General features: G+C 66.9%; 15 protein-coding genes. 6 read left to right on the forward strand and 9 right to left on the reverse strand.

Going from position 1 to position 17,612, the window contains the following annotated elements:
- Positions 1–4: 4 nt before the first annotated feature.
- The gene (locus tag ACV229_RS35565; RefSeq protein ID WP_448087750.1) at positions 5–1,066 is read right to left on the reverse strand and encodes a DMT family transporter; all 1,062 of its coding nucleotides are present in this window, start codon (positions 1,064–1,066) and stop codon (positions 5–7) included.
- A 79-nt stretch (positions 1,067–1,145) separates the two neighbouring features.
- Positions 1,146–2,072, reverse strand: coding sequence for a LysR substrate-binding domain-containing protein (locus ACV229_RS35570; protein ID WP_448087751.1), 927 nt, complete (start codon positions 2,070–2,072; stop codon positions 1,146–1,148).
- Positions 2,073–2,377: 305 nt separating this feature from the next.
- On the opposite strand from ACV229_RS35570, the gene ACV229_RS35575 reads away from it, so the two are divergent.
- Both ACV229_RS35575 and ACV229_RS35580 read left to right on the forward strand, forming a co-directional pair.
- Entirely contained in the window at positions 2,378–3,595 is a 1,218-nt protein-coding gene (locus ACV229_RS35575; RefSeq protein ID WP_448087752.1) for an MFS transporter, read from the forward strand.
- 100 nt (positions 3,596–3,695) lie between these two features.
- Positions 3,696–4,355 carry a M24 family metallopeptidase gene (locus ACV229_RS35580; protein WP_448087753.1) on the forward strand — a complete coding sequence of 220 codons (660 nt, stop codon included), beginning with the start codon at positions 3,696–3,698 and terminating at the stop codon, positions 4,353–4,355.
- 62 nt (positions 4,356–4,417) lie between these two features.
- Here ACV229_RS35580 and ACV229_RS35585 read toward each other — a convergent pair whose 3' ends face one another.
- From ACV229_RS35585 to ACV229_RS35610, 6 genes are all read right to left on the reverse strand, one after another.
- Positions 4,418–5,539 carry a WD40 repeat domain-containing protein gene (locus ACV229_RS35585; RefSeq protein WP_448087754.1) on the reverse strand — a complete coding sequence of 374 codons (1,122 nt, stop codon included), beginning with the start codon at positions 5,537–5,539 and terminating at the stop codon, positions 4,418–4,420.
- 669 nt (positions 5,540–6,208) lie between these two features.
- A complete protein-coding gene (ilvD, locus tag ACV229_RS35590) occupies positions 6,209–8,068 on the reverse strand; it encodes a dihydroxy-acid dehydratase (protein ID WP_448087755.1) in 1,860 nt (619 codons plus the stop codon).
- A gap of 108 nt (positions 8,069–8,176) precedes the next feature.
- A complete protein-coding gene (locus ACV229_RS35595; protein ID WP_448087756.1) occupies positions 8,177–9,652 on the reverse strand; it encodes an MFS transporter in 1,476 nt (491 codons plus the stop codon).
- Between the two features lie 38 nt (positions 9,653–9,690).
- Positions 9,691–10,725 carry a cyclase family protein gene (locus tag ACV229_RS35600; RefSeq protein WP_448087757.1) on the reverse strand — a complete coding sequence of 345 codons (1,035 nt, stop codon included), beginning with the start codon at positions 10,723–10,725 and terminating at the stop codon, positions 9,691–9,693.
- Positions 10,726–10,793: 68 nt separating this feature from the next.
- Positions 10,794–12,071, reverse strand: a complete 1,278-nt coding sequence (locus ACV229_RS35605; RefSeq protein WP_448087758.1) for a CaiB/BaiF CoA transferase family protein — start codon at positions 12,069–12,071, stop codon at positions 10,794–10,796.
- 27 nt (positions 12,072–12,098) lie between these two features.
- Positions 12,099–12,848: an IclR family transcriptional regulator gene (locus tag ACV229_RS35610; protein ID WP_448087759.1), complete on the reverse strand. Its 750-nt coding sequence runs from the start codon at positions 12,846–12,848 to the stop codon at positions 12,099–12,101.
- A 230-nt stretch (positions 12,849–13,078) separates the two neighbouring features.
- Between ACV229_RS35610 and ACV229_RS35615 the strand changes: the two genes are divergently transcribed.
- The 4 genes from ACV229_RS35615 (at position 13,079) to bfr (ending at position 17,371) form a co-directional block, all read left to right on the forward strand.
- Positions 13,079–13,972: an HpcH/HpaI aldolase/citrate lyase family protein gene (locus ACV229_RS35615; RefSeq protein WP_448087760.1), complete on the forward strand. Its 894-nt coding sequence runs from the start codon at positions 13,079–13,081 to the stop codon at positions 13,970–13,972.
- Positions 13,973–14,082: 110 nt separating this feature from the next.
- Positions 14,083–15,162, forward strand: coding sequence for a porin (locus ACV229_RS35620; RefSeq protein ID WP_448087761.1), 1,080 nt, complete (start codon positions 14,083–14,085; stop codon positions 15,160–15,162).
- 52 nt (positions 15,163–15,214) lie between these two features.
- Positions 15,215–16,708, forward strand: coding sequence for an MmgE/PrpD family protein (locus tag ACV229_RS35625; RefSeq protein ID WP_448087762.1), 1,494 nt, complete (start codon positions 15,215–15,217; stop codon positions 16,706–16,708).
- Positions 16,709–16,891: 183 nt separating this feature from the next.
- The gene (gene bfr / locus ACV229_RS35630; RefSeq protein WP_448087763.1) at positions 16,892–17,371 is read left to right on the forward strand and encodes a bacterioferritin; all 480 of its coding nucleotides are present in this window, start codon (positions 16,892–16,894) and stop codon (positions 17,369–17,371) included.
- A gap of 47 nt (positions 17,372–17,418) precedes the next feature.
- Here bfr and ACV229_RS35635 read toward each other — a convergent pair whose 3' ends face one another.
- Positions 17,419–17,610 (reverse strand): DUF1289 domain-containing protein, encoded by a 192-nt coding sequence (locus tag ACV229_RS35635; protein WP_448087764.1) that lies wholly within the window; start codon positions 17,608–17,610, stop codon positions 17,419–17,421.
- Positions 17,611–17,612: the final 2 nt, after the last annotated feature.

Consider the following 17,612-nt stretch of genomic DNA (forward strand, 5'->3'; position numbering starts at 1 on the left):
TCGATCAATGCCGATGCCGATGATGGATATCCGGGAAATGCGCATGCGAATGCGTGATCGGCAGATGCACGTGCGGATGCGAGTGCGGCTCGACACCGTCGTACGGGAAATCGTGCTCGTGCTGGTGATGCTCGTCGTGACTGTGACGATGCGTATGCTCGAGCGCGTCGTGCGTGTGTTCATGCTCGTGCCGCTCGCGCACATGCAGCCAGATTCCGAGCGCCATCAGCGCCGCGGCGATCCAGAACGTGACGGCCGGCAGCTCCGGCCAGATCAGCAGCGACAGCGCGACGCCGAACAGCGGCGCGACGGAAAAATAGGCACCCGTGCGCGCCGTGCCGAGATGGCGCAGCGCGACGACGAACAGCACAAGACTGATCCCGTAGCCGCCGAGCCCCGTCAGCATCGCGGCGGCGGTTGCCGTCAGCGGCGGCAGCGTCGCGCCGGCCGCCAGCGCGATCGCGATGTTGACGGGACCGGCAATCAGGCCTTTCAGGCACGCGATGACCATCGCGTCGTTGGCCGACACCTTGCGCGTGAGGTTGTTGTCGATCGCCCAGCACAGGCACGCGCCGGCGATCAGCAACGCGCCCACGGGCACGCGCGCTTCGCCGGGCGTCCACGACAGCAGCACGCCGCCCGCGACGATCGCCACCATGCCGAGAAACACCTGCGTGTCGACGTTCTCCCGGAACACCATCCACGCGATCACGGCCGTCAGCACGCCCTCGAGATTGAGCAGCAGCGCGCTCGTGGCAGCAGGCGTGCTCGCGAGTCCGAGCATCAGCAGCGCAGGCCCGGCGACGCCGCCCGCAGCGATCGCGCCCGCCAGCCACGGGATTTCCGATCGCTTCAGCGAATGCTCGGTGCCGGTCTGTCCGGCAGGCCGGCGCAGCCGGCGAATGACGATGCCGATCCCCAGGCCGGTCCCGCTGCCGAGGTAGAACAGGCCGGCCACCATGAACGGCGACATCGCGCCAAGCAGCGCTTTCGCGAATGGCGTGGCGGCGCCGAACAGCGCGGCGGCGGTCAGGGCGACGATGATCGCGTTGAATCTCGAACTCATATATTCGTGGACTGTTGGTAAGGTGCCAGACCGGCTGTCGTGTGCCGGTCAACGTTGCAACGCGGGTCCGGATCTTACGCTACCCGAAAAGTTCGACATCCGGCAGCGTCGCGACACTCGTTTCGCGCATCAACCGGATGAATTCCGCGATGAAGGGTTTGCCGATGCTCTGCGGCAGCGTTGCCGACCACAGTTCAGCGGTCAGGCCCGCCGGCGTGATCGGCCGGGCGGTCACATATTGCCGCTCGAGATAGGAATTGACGGCCCACCGCGGCAACACTGCAATACCGCGCCGGCTTGCCACGAGCATCAGGATCGCGACGGTCAGCTCCGTCGTCCGGCGTGACGGGTAGATGCCGGCCGGCTTGAGTAGCTGCTGGAAAATATCGAGTACGTCGTCGGCCAGCGGATAGGTAATCAGCGTCTCCGCGCGAAAGTCTTCGGCTTCGAGGTACGCCTTCCTGGCGAGCGGATGCCCGTTGGCAACGAGTGCGACCAGCGGAAACCGGAACAGCGGCTGGTAATGGACCGCCTCCTCGCCCTCGTTGCACGACACGATCGCGAGATCCGCCTTGTCCTGATGCAACAGCCCGATTGGATCGGATTGATACCCGGAAACGAGATCCACATCCACCTCGGGCCATCGGGCCCTGAATGCGTCGACCGCGGGCATCAGCCAGTCGAAGCAGGTATGGCACTCGATCGCGATCCGCAGCGTCCCCAACGCCCCTTCCGCCATCCGATGCAGATCGCGCGCGGTCTGGTTCAGGATCGGCAGCACCTGGTCGGCCGCCTCGAGCAGCCGCTTGCCAGCGGGCGTGAAAACGACGGGGGACGATTTGCGGACGAACAGCGGCACGCCGTAGAAGTCTTCGAGGGCCTTGATGTGATGCGACAGCGCACCTTGCGTGAGGCGCAGCCAGGTTGCCGCGCGCGACACGCTGCCGCTGTCGCGCAGCGCCATCAGCGTCTGGAGATGGCGAACGTCGATCGGAATGCGGTCCATGAGAAAAATCGCGGTCGGCGCGTGAATGCGGTGATCGAGGTAATGGATTCTAGCGCTGCCGCGTAGTCGGCGCCGCACTTCGTTTCGTGCGCCGCAGCCCGCTTGCACACGCCAGCCGACGCCAATCAATCATTAAAAATATTGCGGATGAACGGCAAATTTATTCGTTTGAATAATAGTGGCACGTTCCCCATACTCGAGAGCATTCTCCGGTCGAAGACGCCGGCGCTACATCCCCGTCTTTCGTCCCGGTCCCGGCATCGGTGTGCTCGCGCCGCGCCGCCATTCACGAAAGGATTGCCCCCATGTTCGGCCAACCGATGCACCGTCAGGTGTTCATTCTTGCTACCGCGCAAGCGCTGATCCAGACCGCTTCCGTGCTGGTGATGACGGTCGGCGGTCTGGCCGGCAGCCAGATCGCGGGCCGCCCCGAACTGGCGACCGCGCCGATCGCGGCCATGTTCCTCGGCACCGCCGCGACGATGTTTCCGGCGTCCGCGTGGATGGCCAGGGCCGGCCGCCGCGCCGGCTTCGTGCTCGGCGCGCTGCTGGGCGTGATGGGCGGTCTCGTCGCAGCGCTGGGTACATGGATGGGCTCGCTGCCCGTCCTTGCGCTCGGCACGTTTCTGGTCGGCGCCTACCAGTCGTTCGCGCAGTTCTATCGCTTCGCGGCCAGCGAGGTCGCCGACGACGCTTTCCGCGCCCGTGCAATCTCGCTCGTGCTGGGCGGCGGCATCGTCGCCGCGCTGCTCGGCCCTTCTCTCGCCCGCTTGGGCGGGCCGCTGCTGCAGCCGCTGTACGTCGGCTCGTTCCTGATCCTGTCCGTCGTGTCGCTGATCGCGGTCGGCGTGCTGAGTTGCCTGCACATGCCCAACGCGAAGGCAGACCACGTCGACACGAGAAGCGGGCGACCGTGGGCACGCATCGTCATGCAGCCGGCCTATCTCGTCGCGCTGTTCGGCGCGGTGACCGGCTACGGCGTGATGATCCTCGCGATGACGGCCACGCCGATCGCAATGGTTCACCACCACCACGCACTGTCGGTGGCCGCGACTGTGATCCAGCTCCACGTGCTCGGCATGTTCCTGCCGTCGTTCTTCACGGGTTCGCTGGTCGCGCGCTTCGGCGCGCTGCGCATCATGCTCGCGGGCGTCGCGCTGCTGACGGGCCACGTGCTGACGACGTGGAGCGGCGTGGGCTTCGGTTCATTCGCGGGTGCGCTCGTGCTGCTCGGCGTCGGCTGGAACTTCCTCTTCATCGGCGGCACGACGCTGCTGACTACGACCTACAGCCCGGCCGAGAAAAGCCGCGCGCAGGCGACGAACGACATGACGATCTTTGCCGTCGGCGTGACCTGCTCGTTCAGCACCGGCGGACTGCTCAAGACGTTCGGGTGGCAGACGCTCAATGGCCTGCTGCTGCCGTGGCTCGCGGCCGCCGCGATCGCGATCGTATGGCTGGGCGTGAGGAACCGGCGGCGCGATGCCGATACACGCGGATGGAGAACGGAACCCACGCGATGAACGACATGGCGGCAGCGCGCCGCCGCGCCCGCAGATGCGTGGACAATCCGCCCACCCCTCGCTATATTCATACGGATATAACGAGACAGGAGCAACACGCGTGAGCACCGAGTTGAAACAGGCAGTCGGAAGCAGGTTCGTGCTGGAGCAGATGCTGGCGGCCCGCGACCGCACGTGGGAAGTCATCAATATCGTCGCCGGGGCGATCAAGCCGGGCATGCGGGAATCGGAAGCGGCCGCGCACTGCACGACCGTGATGAAGGAGCTCGGGATGGACCGCATCTGGCACCCGGTCATCGTCCGCTTCGGGGACAACACGCTGAAGACCTTCAAGCAGCGTCCGGACGGCGATCCGTGCCTGCGTGACAACGACATCTATTTCATCGATCTCGGCGTGGTGTGGGATGCGCACGAGGGCGACGCGGGCGCGACGTTCGTCGTCGGCGACGATGCGGAAATGCAGGCCTGCGCGGAGGCCGCGCGAACGCTGTTCGACGACGTGAAGCAGCGCTGGCAGACGACCGGCGCGGCAGGCACCGCCCTCTACGCGTATGCCGGGCAGCGCGCCGCCGAGCTCGGCTGGCGCCTCAACGTGGACATCAAGGGCCATCGCGTGTCGGACTTTCCGCATGCGATCTACAAGGCCGGCGACCTCGGCGATTTCGACGCGTGCCCCGACGCCGGGCTGTGGATCCTCGAGATCCAGATCGCGCATCCGACCCGTCCGTTCGGCGCGTTCTACGAGGATCTGCTCGCCTGACGCGCAACGCGCGGCGGACCGGCGCCCCCGGCGCCTGCGGATGGCCCCGGTGAGCAGCGCGATCACTTGCCGATCACCGCATCCCACACCCGCGCGGTGCGGTCATAGGATGCGGTCACCACCCGCTGACCGTCCGCGCTGAAGGCGGCGGAGAAAACCGTGTCCCGATGCCCGTCGAGCTGCGCGACCTCCTTGCCGGTCGTCGCGTCCCACACCCGCGCGGTTCGGTCATACGATGCGGTCACCACCCGCTGACCGTCCGCGCTGAATGCGGCGGAGCGAACGCTGCTCTGATGCCCGTTGAGCTGCGCGACCTCCTTGCCGGTCGCCGCGTCCCACACCCGCACGATCGGGTCAACGGACGCGGTGACCACCCGCTGACCGTCCGGGCTGAAGGCGGCGGAGAAAACCGCCCACTTGTGTCCGGTGAACTGCGCGATCGCGTTGCCGGTCGTCGCGTCCCAGATCCGCGCGGTCCGGTCGAAGGACGCGGTCACCACGCGTTGACCGTCCGGGCTGAAGGCGGCGCAGATAACCGCTTGCCCGTGTCCGTTGAGCTGCGCGATTGGCTGGCCGGTCACCGCGTCCCACACCCGCGCGGTACGGTCCGCGGATGCAGTCACCACCCGCCGGCCGTCCGGGCTGAAGGCGGCGGAGAAAACCGCCCACTTGTGTCCGGTGAACTGCGCGATCGCGTTGCCGGTCGTCGCGTCCCAGATCCGCGCGGTCCTGTCATCGGACGCGGTCACCACGCGCTGACCGTCCGGGCTGAAGGCGGCGGAGAAAACCTCGCCACGATGCCCGATGAGCTGTGAGATCTGCTTGCCGGTCGCCGCGTCCCACACCCGCGCGGTCTGGTCATTGGACGCAGTCACGACCCGCTGACCGTCCGGGCTGAAGGCGGCGGACACGACCTTGCCCAGATGACCGGTGAGCTTCGCGATTTCCTTGCCGGTCGACGCGTCCCAGATCCGCGCGGTCCTGTCATCGGACGCGGTGACCACTCGCCGACCGTCCGGGCTGAAGGCGGCGGAATTGACCGGGCCATCATGCCCGTCGAGCTGTGCAATCAACATCGACGCGTATGCCCCACGCACGGGTTCCGGCTCAGCTTCTGCCGATCCCGACGCGAACGATTCTCCGGCACACAGGAATCCAAGCAATATGAAGAAAGCCTTCAACATGGTGTTCCTCGCTTCTCTCTGGTCTGCGGTTGCATCGCGGAACGCACGCCGATTTTCCGCTCGATGGCCGAAATGGCGCCCCGTCGGACCGGCCTGGACTCGCAGCAAATCACGCATGGGACACACTTGTGTAGCCTAGCAATTCGTTTCTTGAAGTCCCCCTATGGGAACTACTGCTCCTGCCTAAGTCCAGTAAGGTCGGGAAGACCCCCGCTGAGCGTTTGGGCTTAGCGAAGGACCCTGTCCGGGTGGAGGACATCGAGTATTTCCACCCGCACGCAGCGGACTGACGGATAGCGAGCGCCAAGCAGGCAAGTCAGTCCAGGAACGCCGCGACAGAACGTGTTCAGGCTGGGCCAGTGCCCTCGCCGTGTCCGACACCTCCTCCGCGGTGGCCGACTTTTTGTGACCGCCAACGATGGCCTCGGTCTCCGCCTGGGTCATGCGCAATTCGTCCCAGCCAAGCAGGGCCAGGTCCCGGTTGGCCTGGAGGCGAGCGAATTCGGCCGGCGGCTCGCCCCGGCTGATAATGGTTTGTTGGAGGACACGCCGAGCGCCAGTTCCGGCTCGGTCAGCGACATCCACGGAAATCCGCGACGCCCTCCACAAAAAAAAAGCCGCTCCGGATGAGCGGCTTCGCGGCAGACGGGCACGCGGCCCGCTGCAGAGTCAGTCGTCGAGCAGCGACAGGTCGCGCACTGCGCCCTTGTCGGCCGACATGACCAGCTTCGCGTACGCCTTGAGGGCCGCGGACACCTTGCGCGGACGCGGCTTCGCGGGCTTCCACCCGTTCGCGTTCTGCTCTTCGCGGCGGCGCGCCAGTTCCTCGTCGGACACCAGCACGTCGATCGTGCGGTTCGGGATGTCGATGCGGATCTTGTCGCCGTCGCGCACGAGGCCGATCGCGCCACCGGCCGCCGCCTCGGGCGAGCAGTGGCCGATAGACAGGCCCGACGTGCCGCCCGAGAAGCGGCCGTCCGTCAGCAGTGCGCAGGCCTTGCCCAGGCCCTTCGACTTGATGTAGCTCGTCGGGTACAGCATTTCCTGCATGCCCGGGCCGCCCTTCGGGCCTTCGTAGCGAACGATCACCACGTCGCCGGCCTTGACCTTGTCGTTGAGAATGTTCTCCACCGCCTCGTCCTGCGATTCGGTGACGTGGGCCGTGCCCTCGAACACGAGGATGCTCTCGTCCACCCCGGCGGTCTTCACGACGCAGCCGTCGAGCGCGATGTTGCCCGTCAGCACCGCGAGGCCGCCTTCCTTCGAGAACGCGTGTTCGTACGAGCGGATGCAGCCTTCCGCGCGGTCGAGGTCCAGGCTCGGCCAGCGCGTGTCCTGGCTGAACGCGACCTGCGTCGGAATGCCGGCCGGGCCGGCCAGGTAGAAGGTCCTGACGGCGCCGTCCTGCGTGCGGGAGATGTCCCACTGATCGAGCGCGTCCTTGAGCGTGGGCGCATGCACGGTCGGCACGTCGGTGTGCAGCTTGCCCGCGCGGTCCAGCTCGCCGAGGATCGCCATGATGCCGCCCGCGCGGTGCACGTCCTCGATGTGGTACTTGTTGGTGTTCGGCGCCACCTTGCACAGCTGCGGCACGACGCGCGACAGCCGGTCGATGTCGGTCATCGTGAAGTCGATGCCCGCCTCGCGCGCGATCGCCAGCAGGTGCAGGATCGTGTTGGTCGAGCCGCCCATCGCGATGTCCAGCGTCATCGCGTTCTCGAACGCCTTGAAGCCCACCGCGCGCGGCAGCACGCGCGCGTTTTCCTGTTCGTAGTACTCGCGCGTCAGTTCGACGATCCGGCGGCCGGCGCGCTTGAACAGCTGCTCGCGGTCCGCGTGCGTGGCCACCACCGTGCCGTTGCCGGGCAGCGACAGGCCCAGCGCCTCGGTCAGGCAGTTCATCGAGTTGGCCGTGAACATGCCCGAGCACGACCCGCAGGTCGGGCACGCGGAGCGTTCCACCTCGGCCACGTCGGCGTCGGAATAGGCGCTGTCGGCCGCGATCACCATCGCATCCACGAGGTCGAGCTTCTTGAGCTCGACGGTCTTGGTGACGGGATTCGCGAGGCGCGTCTTGCCGGCTTCCATCGGGCCGCCGGACACGAAGATCACCGGGATGTCGAGGCGCATCGCAGCCATCAGCATCCCGGGGGTGATCTTGTCGCAGTTGGAGATGCACACCATCGCGTCGGCACAGTGCGCGTTGACCATGTACTCCACGGAATCCGCGATGATGTCGCGGCTCGGCAGCGAATACAGCATGCCGTCGTGGCCCATCGCGATGCCGTCATCGACCGCGATGGTGTTGAATTCCTTGGCCACGCCGCCCGCGGCTTCGATCTCGCGTGCGACGAGCTGGCCGAGGTCCTTCAGGTGCACGTGGCCGGGCACGAACTGGGTGAACGAGTTGACGACCGCGATGATCGGCTTCGAAAAGTCTTCGTCTTTCATGCCGGTGGCGCGCCACAGCGAGCGCGCGCCCGCCATGTTGCGGCCGGCGGTGGAGGTTTTGGAACGGTATGCGGGCATTGTGGTTGCTGAAGAAATATCGCAGAAAGGAAGCGGGCCACGGGATTGAAGGCCCCACACACGCCCTTGCGAACAACCTCTTGAGCTGCGCTCCGGGCAAAGGCGGCATTATCCCACACGCGCTCGGCGCGCGCCGGCCACGTCGCCCGCGCCCGGCGGCGCGGCCTCCGCCGCCGCGATCTCGTCGAGCGAGCGGTCATTGGTGCGCGGACCGAACACGCCGATCGACAGCACGACAACCAGCATGCTGGCGCCGATCAGCACGAACACGGCCGGCACGCCCAGATGCTCGAGGATCAGCGCGACGACGTAGCTGCTCGCGACGCCGGTCAGCCGCCCGAACGAATGCACGAAGCCGAGCGCGCGGCTGCGGATCGCCGTCGGAAAGATCTCCGCCTGATACGCGGTGGCATTGCTCGCGAGCGTCGTATTGCAGAACGTGATCAGGATGCCAAGCCCGATCACGGCGGCGGCGGACGACGACAGCGCGAACGCCGTGCCGAACAGCGCGACGCCGGACGCCGTCGCGACGATCAGCCACTTGCGCTCGATCCGATCGGACACCGAGCCCGCGACGAACGGCGACAGCGGATACGCGAACGCAATCAGGAATGCATACAGCAGGCTCTGCGTGACGGGCGTGCCCCGGGCGGCCAGCAGGCTCGGCAGCCACTGGCTGAACCCGAAGAAGCCGATGCTCAGGCACGCGTTGAACGCGATCAGCATCAGCGTCCTGCCGCGATAGCGCGCATTCCATATCGACGCCGCACGCGCGTTCCCCGCTTCGGCCGGCGCCGCGGTCATCACAAGCGGCACCCCATGCGCGACCCCATGCGGCACCGCGGGCAACGGCCGGCCGGACTCGCGCTCGACGCGCGTCTCGATCGCCTGCAGCACGGCTTCGGCCTCGTCGGTGCGGCCGCGCATCGCGAGCCAGCGCGGCGACTCCGGCAGGCGTGATTGCAGCCACCAGACGATCACCGCGCCGCTGCCGCCCGCGAGTATGACCCAGCGCCAGCCGGAGATGCCGAGCGGCGCGCGCGGCACGAGCAGCCACGACGCGAGCGCAAGCACGGGCATCGCGAGATAGCCGATCGCGAAACACACGGCGAACGCGCGGCCGCGCATGCCCTTCGGCACGAGTTCCGTGAGGAACGCGCCGATCGTGATCAGCTCGGCGCCCACCCCGATGCCCGCGATCAGGCGGCACAGGTTGATGCCCGCCGCGGTGTCCTGCACGCACATCGCGAGGCTGGCCACCGTATAGAGCAGCAGCGAACCGGTGAAGACCGCGCGCCGGCCGAAGCGGTCGGCCAGGCGTGCGACGCCGATCTCGCCGATGAACAGGCCGACGAATGTCGCCGCACCGAGCGTCGCCTGGTCGGACAGGCCGAACAGACCTTTCGTGCCGACATGAAAGATGCCGTCGCGGACGAGGCCGGCCGGCAGATAGGTCATCTGGAACAGGTCGTAGACCTCGAAGAACCCGCCGATGCTCAGTATCAGCACGAGGCCCCAGATGCTGGCCGTCGGCGGCAGGCGGTCAATGCGCGCCGTCACGGCAAGCGCGTATGGATTGGACATGCTGCTGTCTCCGGAAAGAATGGGATGTCGCGCCAGGTTCAGACGGTCGCGACCGGATTGACCGGCGAACCGACGAGGCCGCGCAGATGCAGCGGCGGCGCGGTCAGCAGGAAGCGGTTGCGCGCGTGAGCGCGCAGCCAGCGGGCGAGCGGCGTGAGATGCCACAATTCGCCGAGATGGATGCCGAGCTTGAACAGGCACAACTCGTGCAGCGGCATCAGCGGCCCGCGTGCGGCGCGCGGACCGGGCTGCTGCGGCCGCTCTTCGACGGCGTGGTTGTCCGCGACCAGCGCCGCCAGTCCGGACACGTCGATCCATTCGAGCAGTTGCGGATCGGCGCCATCGAGCACGCAGCAGGCGCGATGCACGTCCGTCCCGCTGGCCGGCGCCACCGCATCTGCATCTGCATCGAGCAGCAGGTCGGCAAAGCCGGTATGCAGGCACACGATGTCGCCGCGCTCGACGACGACGCCGTCCGCCGCCATGACCGACATCAGGTCCGCGTAACCGACCTTGCGGCGCGCATCGCCGAAATGATGGCGCAGGTCGATCATCACGCCCCGCCCCTGCACGCCGCACAACGCCATGTGCTCGATGCCGAGCGCATGCGCGCCGCCCACTTGCGCGCCGGCCTCCGGCACCCGCACGTGCTCGCCCATCCGGTAGCCGTTGTAGAACACCGCCTCGGCTTCGCCGTCGCCGTCCGCGTCGAACAGCCCGCCGACGTGCGACAGCGCATCCCATTGCGTCGAGAACTGCGAGTGCACGCAGAACGCGTCGTCGCATACGACGTCGGTGGCGCGCTCGACCTGTTCGTCGGCGCGGTAGCCGAAGTACGGCCTGTCGTGCAGCAACGCGGGCATGATCGCGGGCGGCCGCCGCCGTGCGTTGAGCCCGCCGCCGCGCGGCACGTCGAGCGGCAGGCTGAGCGAAAACACGCGCCCTTCACGCACTTCGCGCACGCCCTCCAGCGTCTTCTGCGGCGTAATCCAGTTGAGGCGGCCCTTCTGGTCGTCGGCGCCGAAGTCTCCCCAGTTCGAGCCGGGCGGCCGGTGTATCCAGCGCGGTTTCATGGTTGAAGTCTCCTTGATTGTGGTTGTCGCGGGCCGTGTTGCACGCCGCTCGTGCGCGGCATCGGCCGTCATCCGTGGCAGATCACCCCGCGTTCGGTCAGCCGGGCGAATTCGCGTTCGCCGAGCAACGGGGCGAGGATCTCGCGGTTGTGCTCGCCGAGCCGCGGCGCGGGCCGCCGGAACGTACCGGGCGTGTGCGAGAAGCGCGGCGCGATGTTGTGCATCGGAATCGTGCCGACGTCTTCGTCGGGCAGATTCACCAGCGCCTCCCGCTCGATCACGTAGTCGTCCTTAACGATCTGGCTAACATCATGGATCGGGCCGGCCGTGACGCCCGTTTCCTCGAAGAATGCGAGATTCTCGTCGAGGTCGCGCGCTGCGATGAACCCGCCGACGATCTCGTCGAGCGCCTGCGCGTGCTGCACGCGCAGCACGTTGGTGCGGTAGCGCGGGTCGTCCACGAGGTCGGGCCGGCCGATCGCGCGGAACAGGCGTTCCGCCATCGTCTGCGTCGAGCTCGACAGGCACAGCCACTTGCCGTCGCGCGTGCGGTACGCGTTGCGCGGCGCCGTGTTGGTCGAACGGCTGCCGGTGCGCGGCTTGATCGTGCCGGTCAGCGCGTAGTTGGCTGCGGACGGCCCGAGGATCGACAGCAGCGGCTCGAACAGCGACACGTCGATGACCTGGCCCGGTGCGTCGTTGGCGTCGCGCGCCCACAGCGCGACCATCACGGCAATCGCGCCGGAAAGGCCCGCCGTCATGTCGCCGAGGAACATCGGCGGCAGCACCGGCTCGCGATCGGCAAAGCCGTTGATCGCCGCAAAACCCGAATAGCCTTCCGCAAGCGTGCCGAAGCCCGGCTTGTGACGGTACGGGCCGGTCTGCCCCCATCCGGAGATGCGCGCGATCACGAGCTTCGGCCGGACCGCCAGCAGCACGTCGGGGCCGAGCCCCATCTGCTCGAGCACGCCCGGCTTGAAGCTCTCGATGAAGACGTCTGCCTCGCGCACCAGCGCGAGGACGATCTCGATGCCTTCGGGCGTGCGCAGGTCGACGCACACGCTGCGTTTGTTGCGTCCGTACACCTTCCAGTTCGTGCTGATGCCGCCGGCGCCGACCGCACGCAGCGTATCGCCCTGCTCCGGCTCGACCTTGACGACGTCCGCGCCGAAATCCGCGAGCTGCACGCTCAGCATGTTGCCGGCCATCAGGCGCGACAGGTCGATCACGCGGACGCCTGCCAGCGGACCCTGCGCGCCGGCGTCGAATTGACGGGCATGAAGCGGGCCGATGCGCGCCGCGTGACGCGCGCCGTCGGTTCCGGATTGTGCTGCGGGTTCGAACATTCCCGATCTCCTTGTCGATTAGTCGTGCTATTCGTGCAATTCGCCCTGCGGGCTGATGGACGCGGGCATGCTGCCCGCTGCCGGCAGATCGCCGCCCAGCGTGTGGGTGAGCTCGCTCGCCGCGGCCTGCACGCGCGGCAGGTAATCGGCGAGCACCTTCTTGTTGAAGCGGTAGCGCGGCACGCCGAGCGAGATCGCGCCGGCGAGCGAGCGGCCCACGCCGAACACCGGGCACGCGATCGCGGCGCTCTCCGGATCGCGTTCCGCGATCGACACCGTGTAGCCCTGCTCGGCCGCCTTGTCGTAATCGCCGCCGCGCGTGCCCGAGAACGCGAGCAGGATCCGTCCGGCCGCGCCGACGTCGAGCGGGAAGCGGTCGCCTTCACGCACATAGGTGTGCACCGCGCGCTGCGCATACGCGCGAAACAGGCACACGCGCTCGTCGCCGTCCCGCACGTAGAACGCCGAGGTTTCGCCGGTCTCGGTGGACAGCCGCGTCAGCAACGGCACGGCGTGCTCGCGCAACTGAAACGATTCGCGATACATCATGCCGAGGTGGAAGGTGGCGGGCCCGAGCACGTAGCGGCCGTCGGGCATGCGCTTGACGAACTGGAACATTTCCAGCGATTCGAACAGACGCAGCAACGTGCTCATGTTGAGCCCCGTCGCGTCGCTGACCTGGGCAAGCATCAATCCGTTCGGCGCATCGCCGAACGCCAGCAGCGCCGTCAGCGCGCGGTTGACGGCGGACACGCCGCCATCTGCCTGAGCATTCATACCTACCTCGCAAAGAGAAACGGGGTCGTCTCGTGCTGACGGTCGACCCCATAAAAAACGAAAGTCACTTTCATTTTTGTCGATCGCTTGCTTCGTGTCAACAGGGACTGTCGATAGAGCCGCTCATCGCCATCACCAATATCCCCACGTATCTCAAGGGTAAACATCGATCTTGACGATCCGGTTCGCCTCACATAAAAATGAAAGTGACTTTCATTTTATAGAAAACCATGGAACCTCTCCTTCAGGACGACCCGGCGTGGCGTTCGCTGCTGTATGTGCCGGCTCATGTCCCGCGCTTCGTCGAAAAAGCCGCCACGGCCGGCGCCGACGTGCTGCTGCTGGACCTCGAAGACAGCGTGCCCGACGACCGGAAGGATCTCGCCCGCAACGCGCTGGCCGAGGCCGTGCCGCGCCTGAAGGCGGCCGGGAGCGACGTGCTCGTGCGCATCAACGGGCCGCTGCAGTTGCTGGTGCCCGATCTGCGGGCCGCCGTTGCCGCCCGGGCAGACGGCGTCGCGATACCGAAGGTGCTTGGCGCGTCGCACCTCGAAGCCATCGACGCGTTGCTCGGTGACCTGGAAAGCGAACACGGCATCGCGCACGGCGCGACCCGCGTGATCGCGATGGTCGAGACACCGGGTGCTTTCGACGCGCGCGCCCGCATTGCCCGCGCGTCGGCGCGCATCGCGGCGCTGATGCTCGGCGGCGGCGATTTCGCGCTGCACTGCGAAAGCGATGCGAGCCCGGAAGTCCTCCATGTCCCCAAGCAGCTGATGGTGATCGCCGCACGCGCGGCGGGCGTGCTGCCGCTCGGCCTCGCCGGCACCCCCGACACGCTCGACGACCTCGATGCGTTCGAACGGATGGCCCGACGCTCGAAGGCGATGGGTTTCGCAGGCGCGACCTGCATCCATCCGGCGCAGGTGCCCTGCCTGAACCGCGCATTCGCACCGTCCGCCGACGAGGCCCAGGCGGCGCGGACATTGATCGATGCGTACGAGATCGCACGCGCCGAAGGGCGTGGCGCACTGCGCATCGGCGGAAAAATGATCGACGCGCCCGTCGTCGAGCGCGCCCGGCGCGTGCTGGCCCGGCACCGCGACCTCCCGCCGCGAGGCTGACCGGTCCGTCGCACCGGCAGACTCCGCGCGATCTGGCGCAGAAGCGGCGTCATTCAAGACGATCGATTCGCATAACTAACACAACAACAATTGCAGCAAGGAGACAAGCGATGAACAGAACACTGCTCGCGATGTGCGGGCTCGGCGTGGCATCCGCCGCCGCGAACGCACAGAGCAGCCTGACGCTGTACGGCGTCGCGGACGCCTATGTCGAATACCTCACTCACCAGCAGTCGACCGTTCCCGGCGGCTCCGCGCCGCTCGTGCGGATGGGTTCGGGCGGCAAGAGCGGCTCGCGGTGGGGCCTCAGGGGCACGGAGAATCTCGGCGGCGGCTGGCAGGCCGTATTCCGGCTGGAAAGCTCGATCAACGTCAACAACGGCACCGGCTCGGGTGCAGGCGGCTTCGACCGTTCCGCATGGGTCGGGCTGCAACACGACACCTGGGGCACGCTGCGCGTCGGCCGCCAGTACACGACGCTCTTCGACGTGATGGAGCACTACTCGCCCACCATCGCCTACTCGACGATCTACGAGCCCGCCGGCGCGATCGTCGGCGTCAACTTCCGCGAAAACAACATGGCGAAGTACCGCGTGAACATCGGGCCGGTCGCGATCCAGGCGCATTACGTGTTCGGCGGCACGCCGGGGGCGTTCCGCAGCGGCGCGGCGTCCGGCATCGGCGTCGAGTACACCGGCGCGGCGCTGTCGTTCGCCGCTGCGTACGATAACGTCAACGGCACGCAGCCCGCCGATTACACGCACTTCCGCCGCTATGCGGCCTCCGCGATCTACACGGTGGGTGTCGCGCAGTTCATCGCGGGGATCGTTCATGCGAACGGCACCGTCACCACGCCCGGCGTCGTCACCCGCTTCAACTTCTACTGGCTCGGCACGCGCTACCAGATCACGCCGGCCCTGCAGGTCATCGGTGCGTTCTATTACGAGGACATCGGCAAGCAAAACCCCGCGCAGGGCCAGCCCACCCCGGATCCCGACAATCCGAAGCAGGTCACCGTGCAGTTCAACTATGCGCTGTCGAAGGCGACCACGCTCTATGTCACCAGCGGCTACGCATGGCGCGCCGCCCTCGATTTCGACAACGACAACTATCACTTCCTCAACTATTCGCTCGCCGCGAATCGCGGTGGCTCGCTCGGCCTTGCGGTCGGCATGCGCAAGCTGTTCTAGCGCGGCCCGGCATGCATTTCGCCTTTTCGTTCATTTTCCGGAGTACTTCAGCATGAACCGACGCCACTTTTTGTCGACCTTCGCGTGCGCCGCCGCTGCCACTGCCGCCGCCTTGCCTTACCGCGTGCACGCGCAAACGGTGCCCGCGATGCCCGGCACCTCGATGCCGCCCGCCTCACCCGACAATCTTGCCCACCAGCTCGCCGACTACGCCGCGTCGCTTCGCTACGCGGATCTGGACGCGGCCACCGTCGAGACCGTCAAGTCGCATTGCCTCGATGCGCTCGGCTGCGCGATCGCCGCGCACGACGAAGTGCCGGTCCGCATCGCGAGACAGGTCGCCGCCGCGGCCACCGGCGGACCGTCGACGATCGTCGGCACCACGCGCCGCACGAGCCCCGATCTCGCGGCATTCGCGAACGGCGCCGCGCTGCGCTACTACGACCTGAACGACGCGTACGCAGGCAAGGAGACCGGCCATCCGAGCGACAACGTCGCGCCGTGTCTTGCGGTGGCCGAGGCGCAGCGCAGCAGCGGCCGCGACCTGATCCTCTCGATCGCGCTCGCCTACGAGATCAACTGCCGCCTGATGGACGCGGCCGCCATCAGCCCGCGCGGGTGGGACCACACGTGCTACAGCCTGCCGGCGGTCGCGCTCGCCGCCGGCAGGCTGATGGGGCTGACGAAGCCGCAACTCGTGCAGGCCGTGAATCTCGCGATCAACGGGCATATGGCGCTCAACCAGACGCGTATCCAGGCGCTGTCGAACTGGAAGGCGCTCGCCGACGCGGATGCCGCGCGCAACGCGATCTTCGCGACGAGCCTCGCACGCGACGGCTTGACGGGACCCTCGCCGATCTTCGAGGGCAACGCGGGCTTCTTCCGGCAGATCTCGGGCGCCTTCGAGATCGATCCCGCCGGGTTCGGCGGGCGCGGCGGGCGCTTTCGCATCAACGACTGCATCGTGAAGTACTACCCGGCCCAAGGGCTCACGCAGACGGCGATCCCCGCAGCCGTCGACGTCGCGTCGCAGATCGGCGACGTCGAGCGCATTCGAAGCATCGAGATCGCGACGACGCGCGTCGGCTACGTCACCGCCGGCAAGGATCGGCAGAAGTGGGCGCCCGAGACCAGCGAGACCGCGGACCACAGCCTGCCGTACATCGTCGCGCGCGCGATGCTCGACGGCGACATCACGACGGCGAGCTACACGCCAGCGGCCTTGCGCGATCCAAAGCTGCGCGCGCTGATCGAACGGATCACGGTCGTCGAAGCCCCCGAGCTGACGGCACGCTATCCGCAGTACGCACCGAATCGCGTGACTGCGGTCACCGACGACGGTCGCCGTTTCTCGAAGGAGGTCGACGACCTGCCGGGCTTCCCGCGTCACCCGATGACGCGCGCGGATTTCGAAACCAAGTTCGGCAGATGCGTGCGGCGCTATTGGCACCCCGCGCAGACTCGGCGCGTCATGGACCGGCTGTGGCGTCTCGACGAAGCGTCCGACGTGTCGAAACTGCCCGCGCTGATGGTGATTCAAGCCTGAACATCGCGCACGGGAATGCGACTGATTCGCCTTTCGTTTTCGTCGTCCCGTGCGTCGTTCTGCGCATCATCCCGCGCACCGTCCGTTTGGCGCCGCGAGATTGTGATTCGGCGGTTCACTGACTATCGTTGAAACGGCACGACGTCACGAAGGTGAACAGCGCTCGATTGGGGGGACATCGCTATGAAGGGCGACAAGAAGGTCATCGACTATCTGAACGCGCAATTGAAGAACGAGCTGACGGCCATCAACCAGTACTTCCTGCATGCGCGCATGTATCGTCACTGGCAGCTCGACAAGCTCGGCAAGCACGAGTATGACGAATCGATCGGCGAAATGAAGCATGCGGACGCGCTCATCGAGCGCATCTTCATGCTCGACGGCCTGCCGAACCTGCAGGACCTGCACAAGCTGCTCGTCGGCGAGCATACGGAAGAGATCCTCGAGTGCGATCTGAAGCTCGAACGGGCGTCCCAGGCGCACTGCAAGGAAGCGATCGCATACTGCGAATCCGCGCAGGACTATGCGTCGCGCGAAATCCTCGAAAACATCCTGGACGAAACCGAGGACCACATCGACTGGCTCGAGACGCAGCTCGAACTGATCAAGAAGGTCGGCATCGAGAATTACCTGCAGTCGGGGATGACGTCGTTCGAGTCATAGGCATCGCGGCGATCGATGACGGGCGTGGCCGCGCCGCCACCGTCGCACTAGCGTTCGGTCGGCGTCCCGCGCTCGAGCTTCGCTTCCCGCCGCGCACGGTCATTGACGATCTGGTGCCGCCGATGATCCGTCATCTTCTTCCACGCGCGCGCTTCCTCCAGCGTGCGGAAGCAGCCGATGCAGAAACCCGTTCGTCCGTCGAATGAGCAGATGTCGACGCAGGGCGACTTGACGGCCATCG

It is taken from the genome of Burkholderia sp. MR1-5-21, from assembly GCF_053427715.1.

What these genes read in the sequence shown, in the direction of transcription:
- ACV229_RS35635 (WP_448087764.1), bottom strand. Translation starts at nt 17,610, where the DNA reads ATGGCCGTCAAGTCGCCCTGCGTCGACATCTGCTCATTCGACGGACGA.
- ACV229_RS35575 (WP_448087752.1), top strand. Translation starts at nt 2,378, where the DNA reads ATGTTCGGCCAACCGATGCACCGTCAGGTGTTCATTCTTGCTACCGCG.
- ACV229_RS35615 (WP_448087760.1), top strand. Translation starts at nt 13,079, where the DNA reads ATGGAACCTCTCCTTCAGGACGACCCGGCGTGGCGTTCGCTGCTGTAT.
- ACV229_RS35600 (WP_448087757.1), bottom strand. Translation starts at nt 10,725, where the DNA reads ATGAAACCGCGCTGGATACACCGGCCGCCCGGCTCGAACTGGGGAGAC.
- ACV229_RS35565 (WP_448087750.1), bottom strand. Translation starts at nt 1,066, where the DNA reads ATGAGTTCGAGATTCAACGCGATCATCGTCGCCCTGACCGCCGCCGCG.
- ACV229_RS35625 (WP_448087762.1), top strand. Translation starts at nt 15,215, where the DNA reads ATGAACCGACGCCACTTTTTGTCGACCTTCGCGTGCGCCGCCGCTGCC.
- bfr (WP_448087763.1), top strand. Translation starts at nt 16,892, where the DNA reads ATGAAGGGCGACAAGAAGGTCATCGACTATCTGAACGCGCAATTGAAG.
- ilvD (WP_448087755.1), bottom strand. Translation starts at nt 8,068, where the DNA reads ATGCCCGCATACCGTTCCAAAACCTCCACCGCCGGCCGCAACATGGCG.
- ACV229_RS35570 (WP_448087751.1), bottom strand. Translation starts at nt 2,072, where the DNA reads ATGGACCGCATTCCGATCGACGTTCGCCATCTCCAGACGCTGATGGCG.
- ACV229_RS35605 (WP_448087758.1), bottom strand. Translation starts at nt 12,071, where the DNA reads ATGTTCGAACCCGCAGCACAATCCGGAACCGACGGCGCGCGTCACGCG.
- ACV229_RS35595 (WP_448087756.1), bottom strand. Translation starts at nt 9,652, where the DNA reads ATGTCCAATCCATACGCGCTTGCCGTGACGGCGCGCATTGACCGCCTG.
- ACV229_RS35620 (WP_448087761.1), top strand. Translation starts at nt 14,083, where the DNA reads ATGAACAGAACACTGCTCGCGATGTGCGGGCTCGGCGTGGCATCCGCC.
- ACV229_RS35610 (WP_448087759.1), bottom strand. Translation starts at nt 12,848, where the DNA reads ATGAATGCTCAGGCAGATGGCGGCGTGTCCGCCGTCAACCGCGCGCTG.
- ACV229_RS35585 (WP_448087754.1), bottom strand. Translation starts at nt 5,539, where the DNA reads ATGTTGAAGGCTTTCTTCATATTGCTTGGATTCCTGTGTGCCGGAGAA.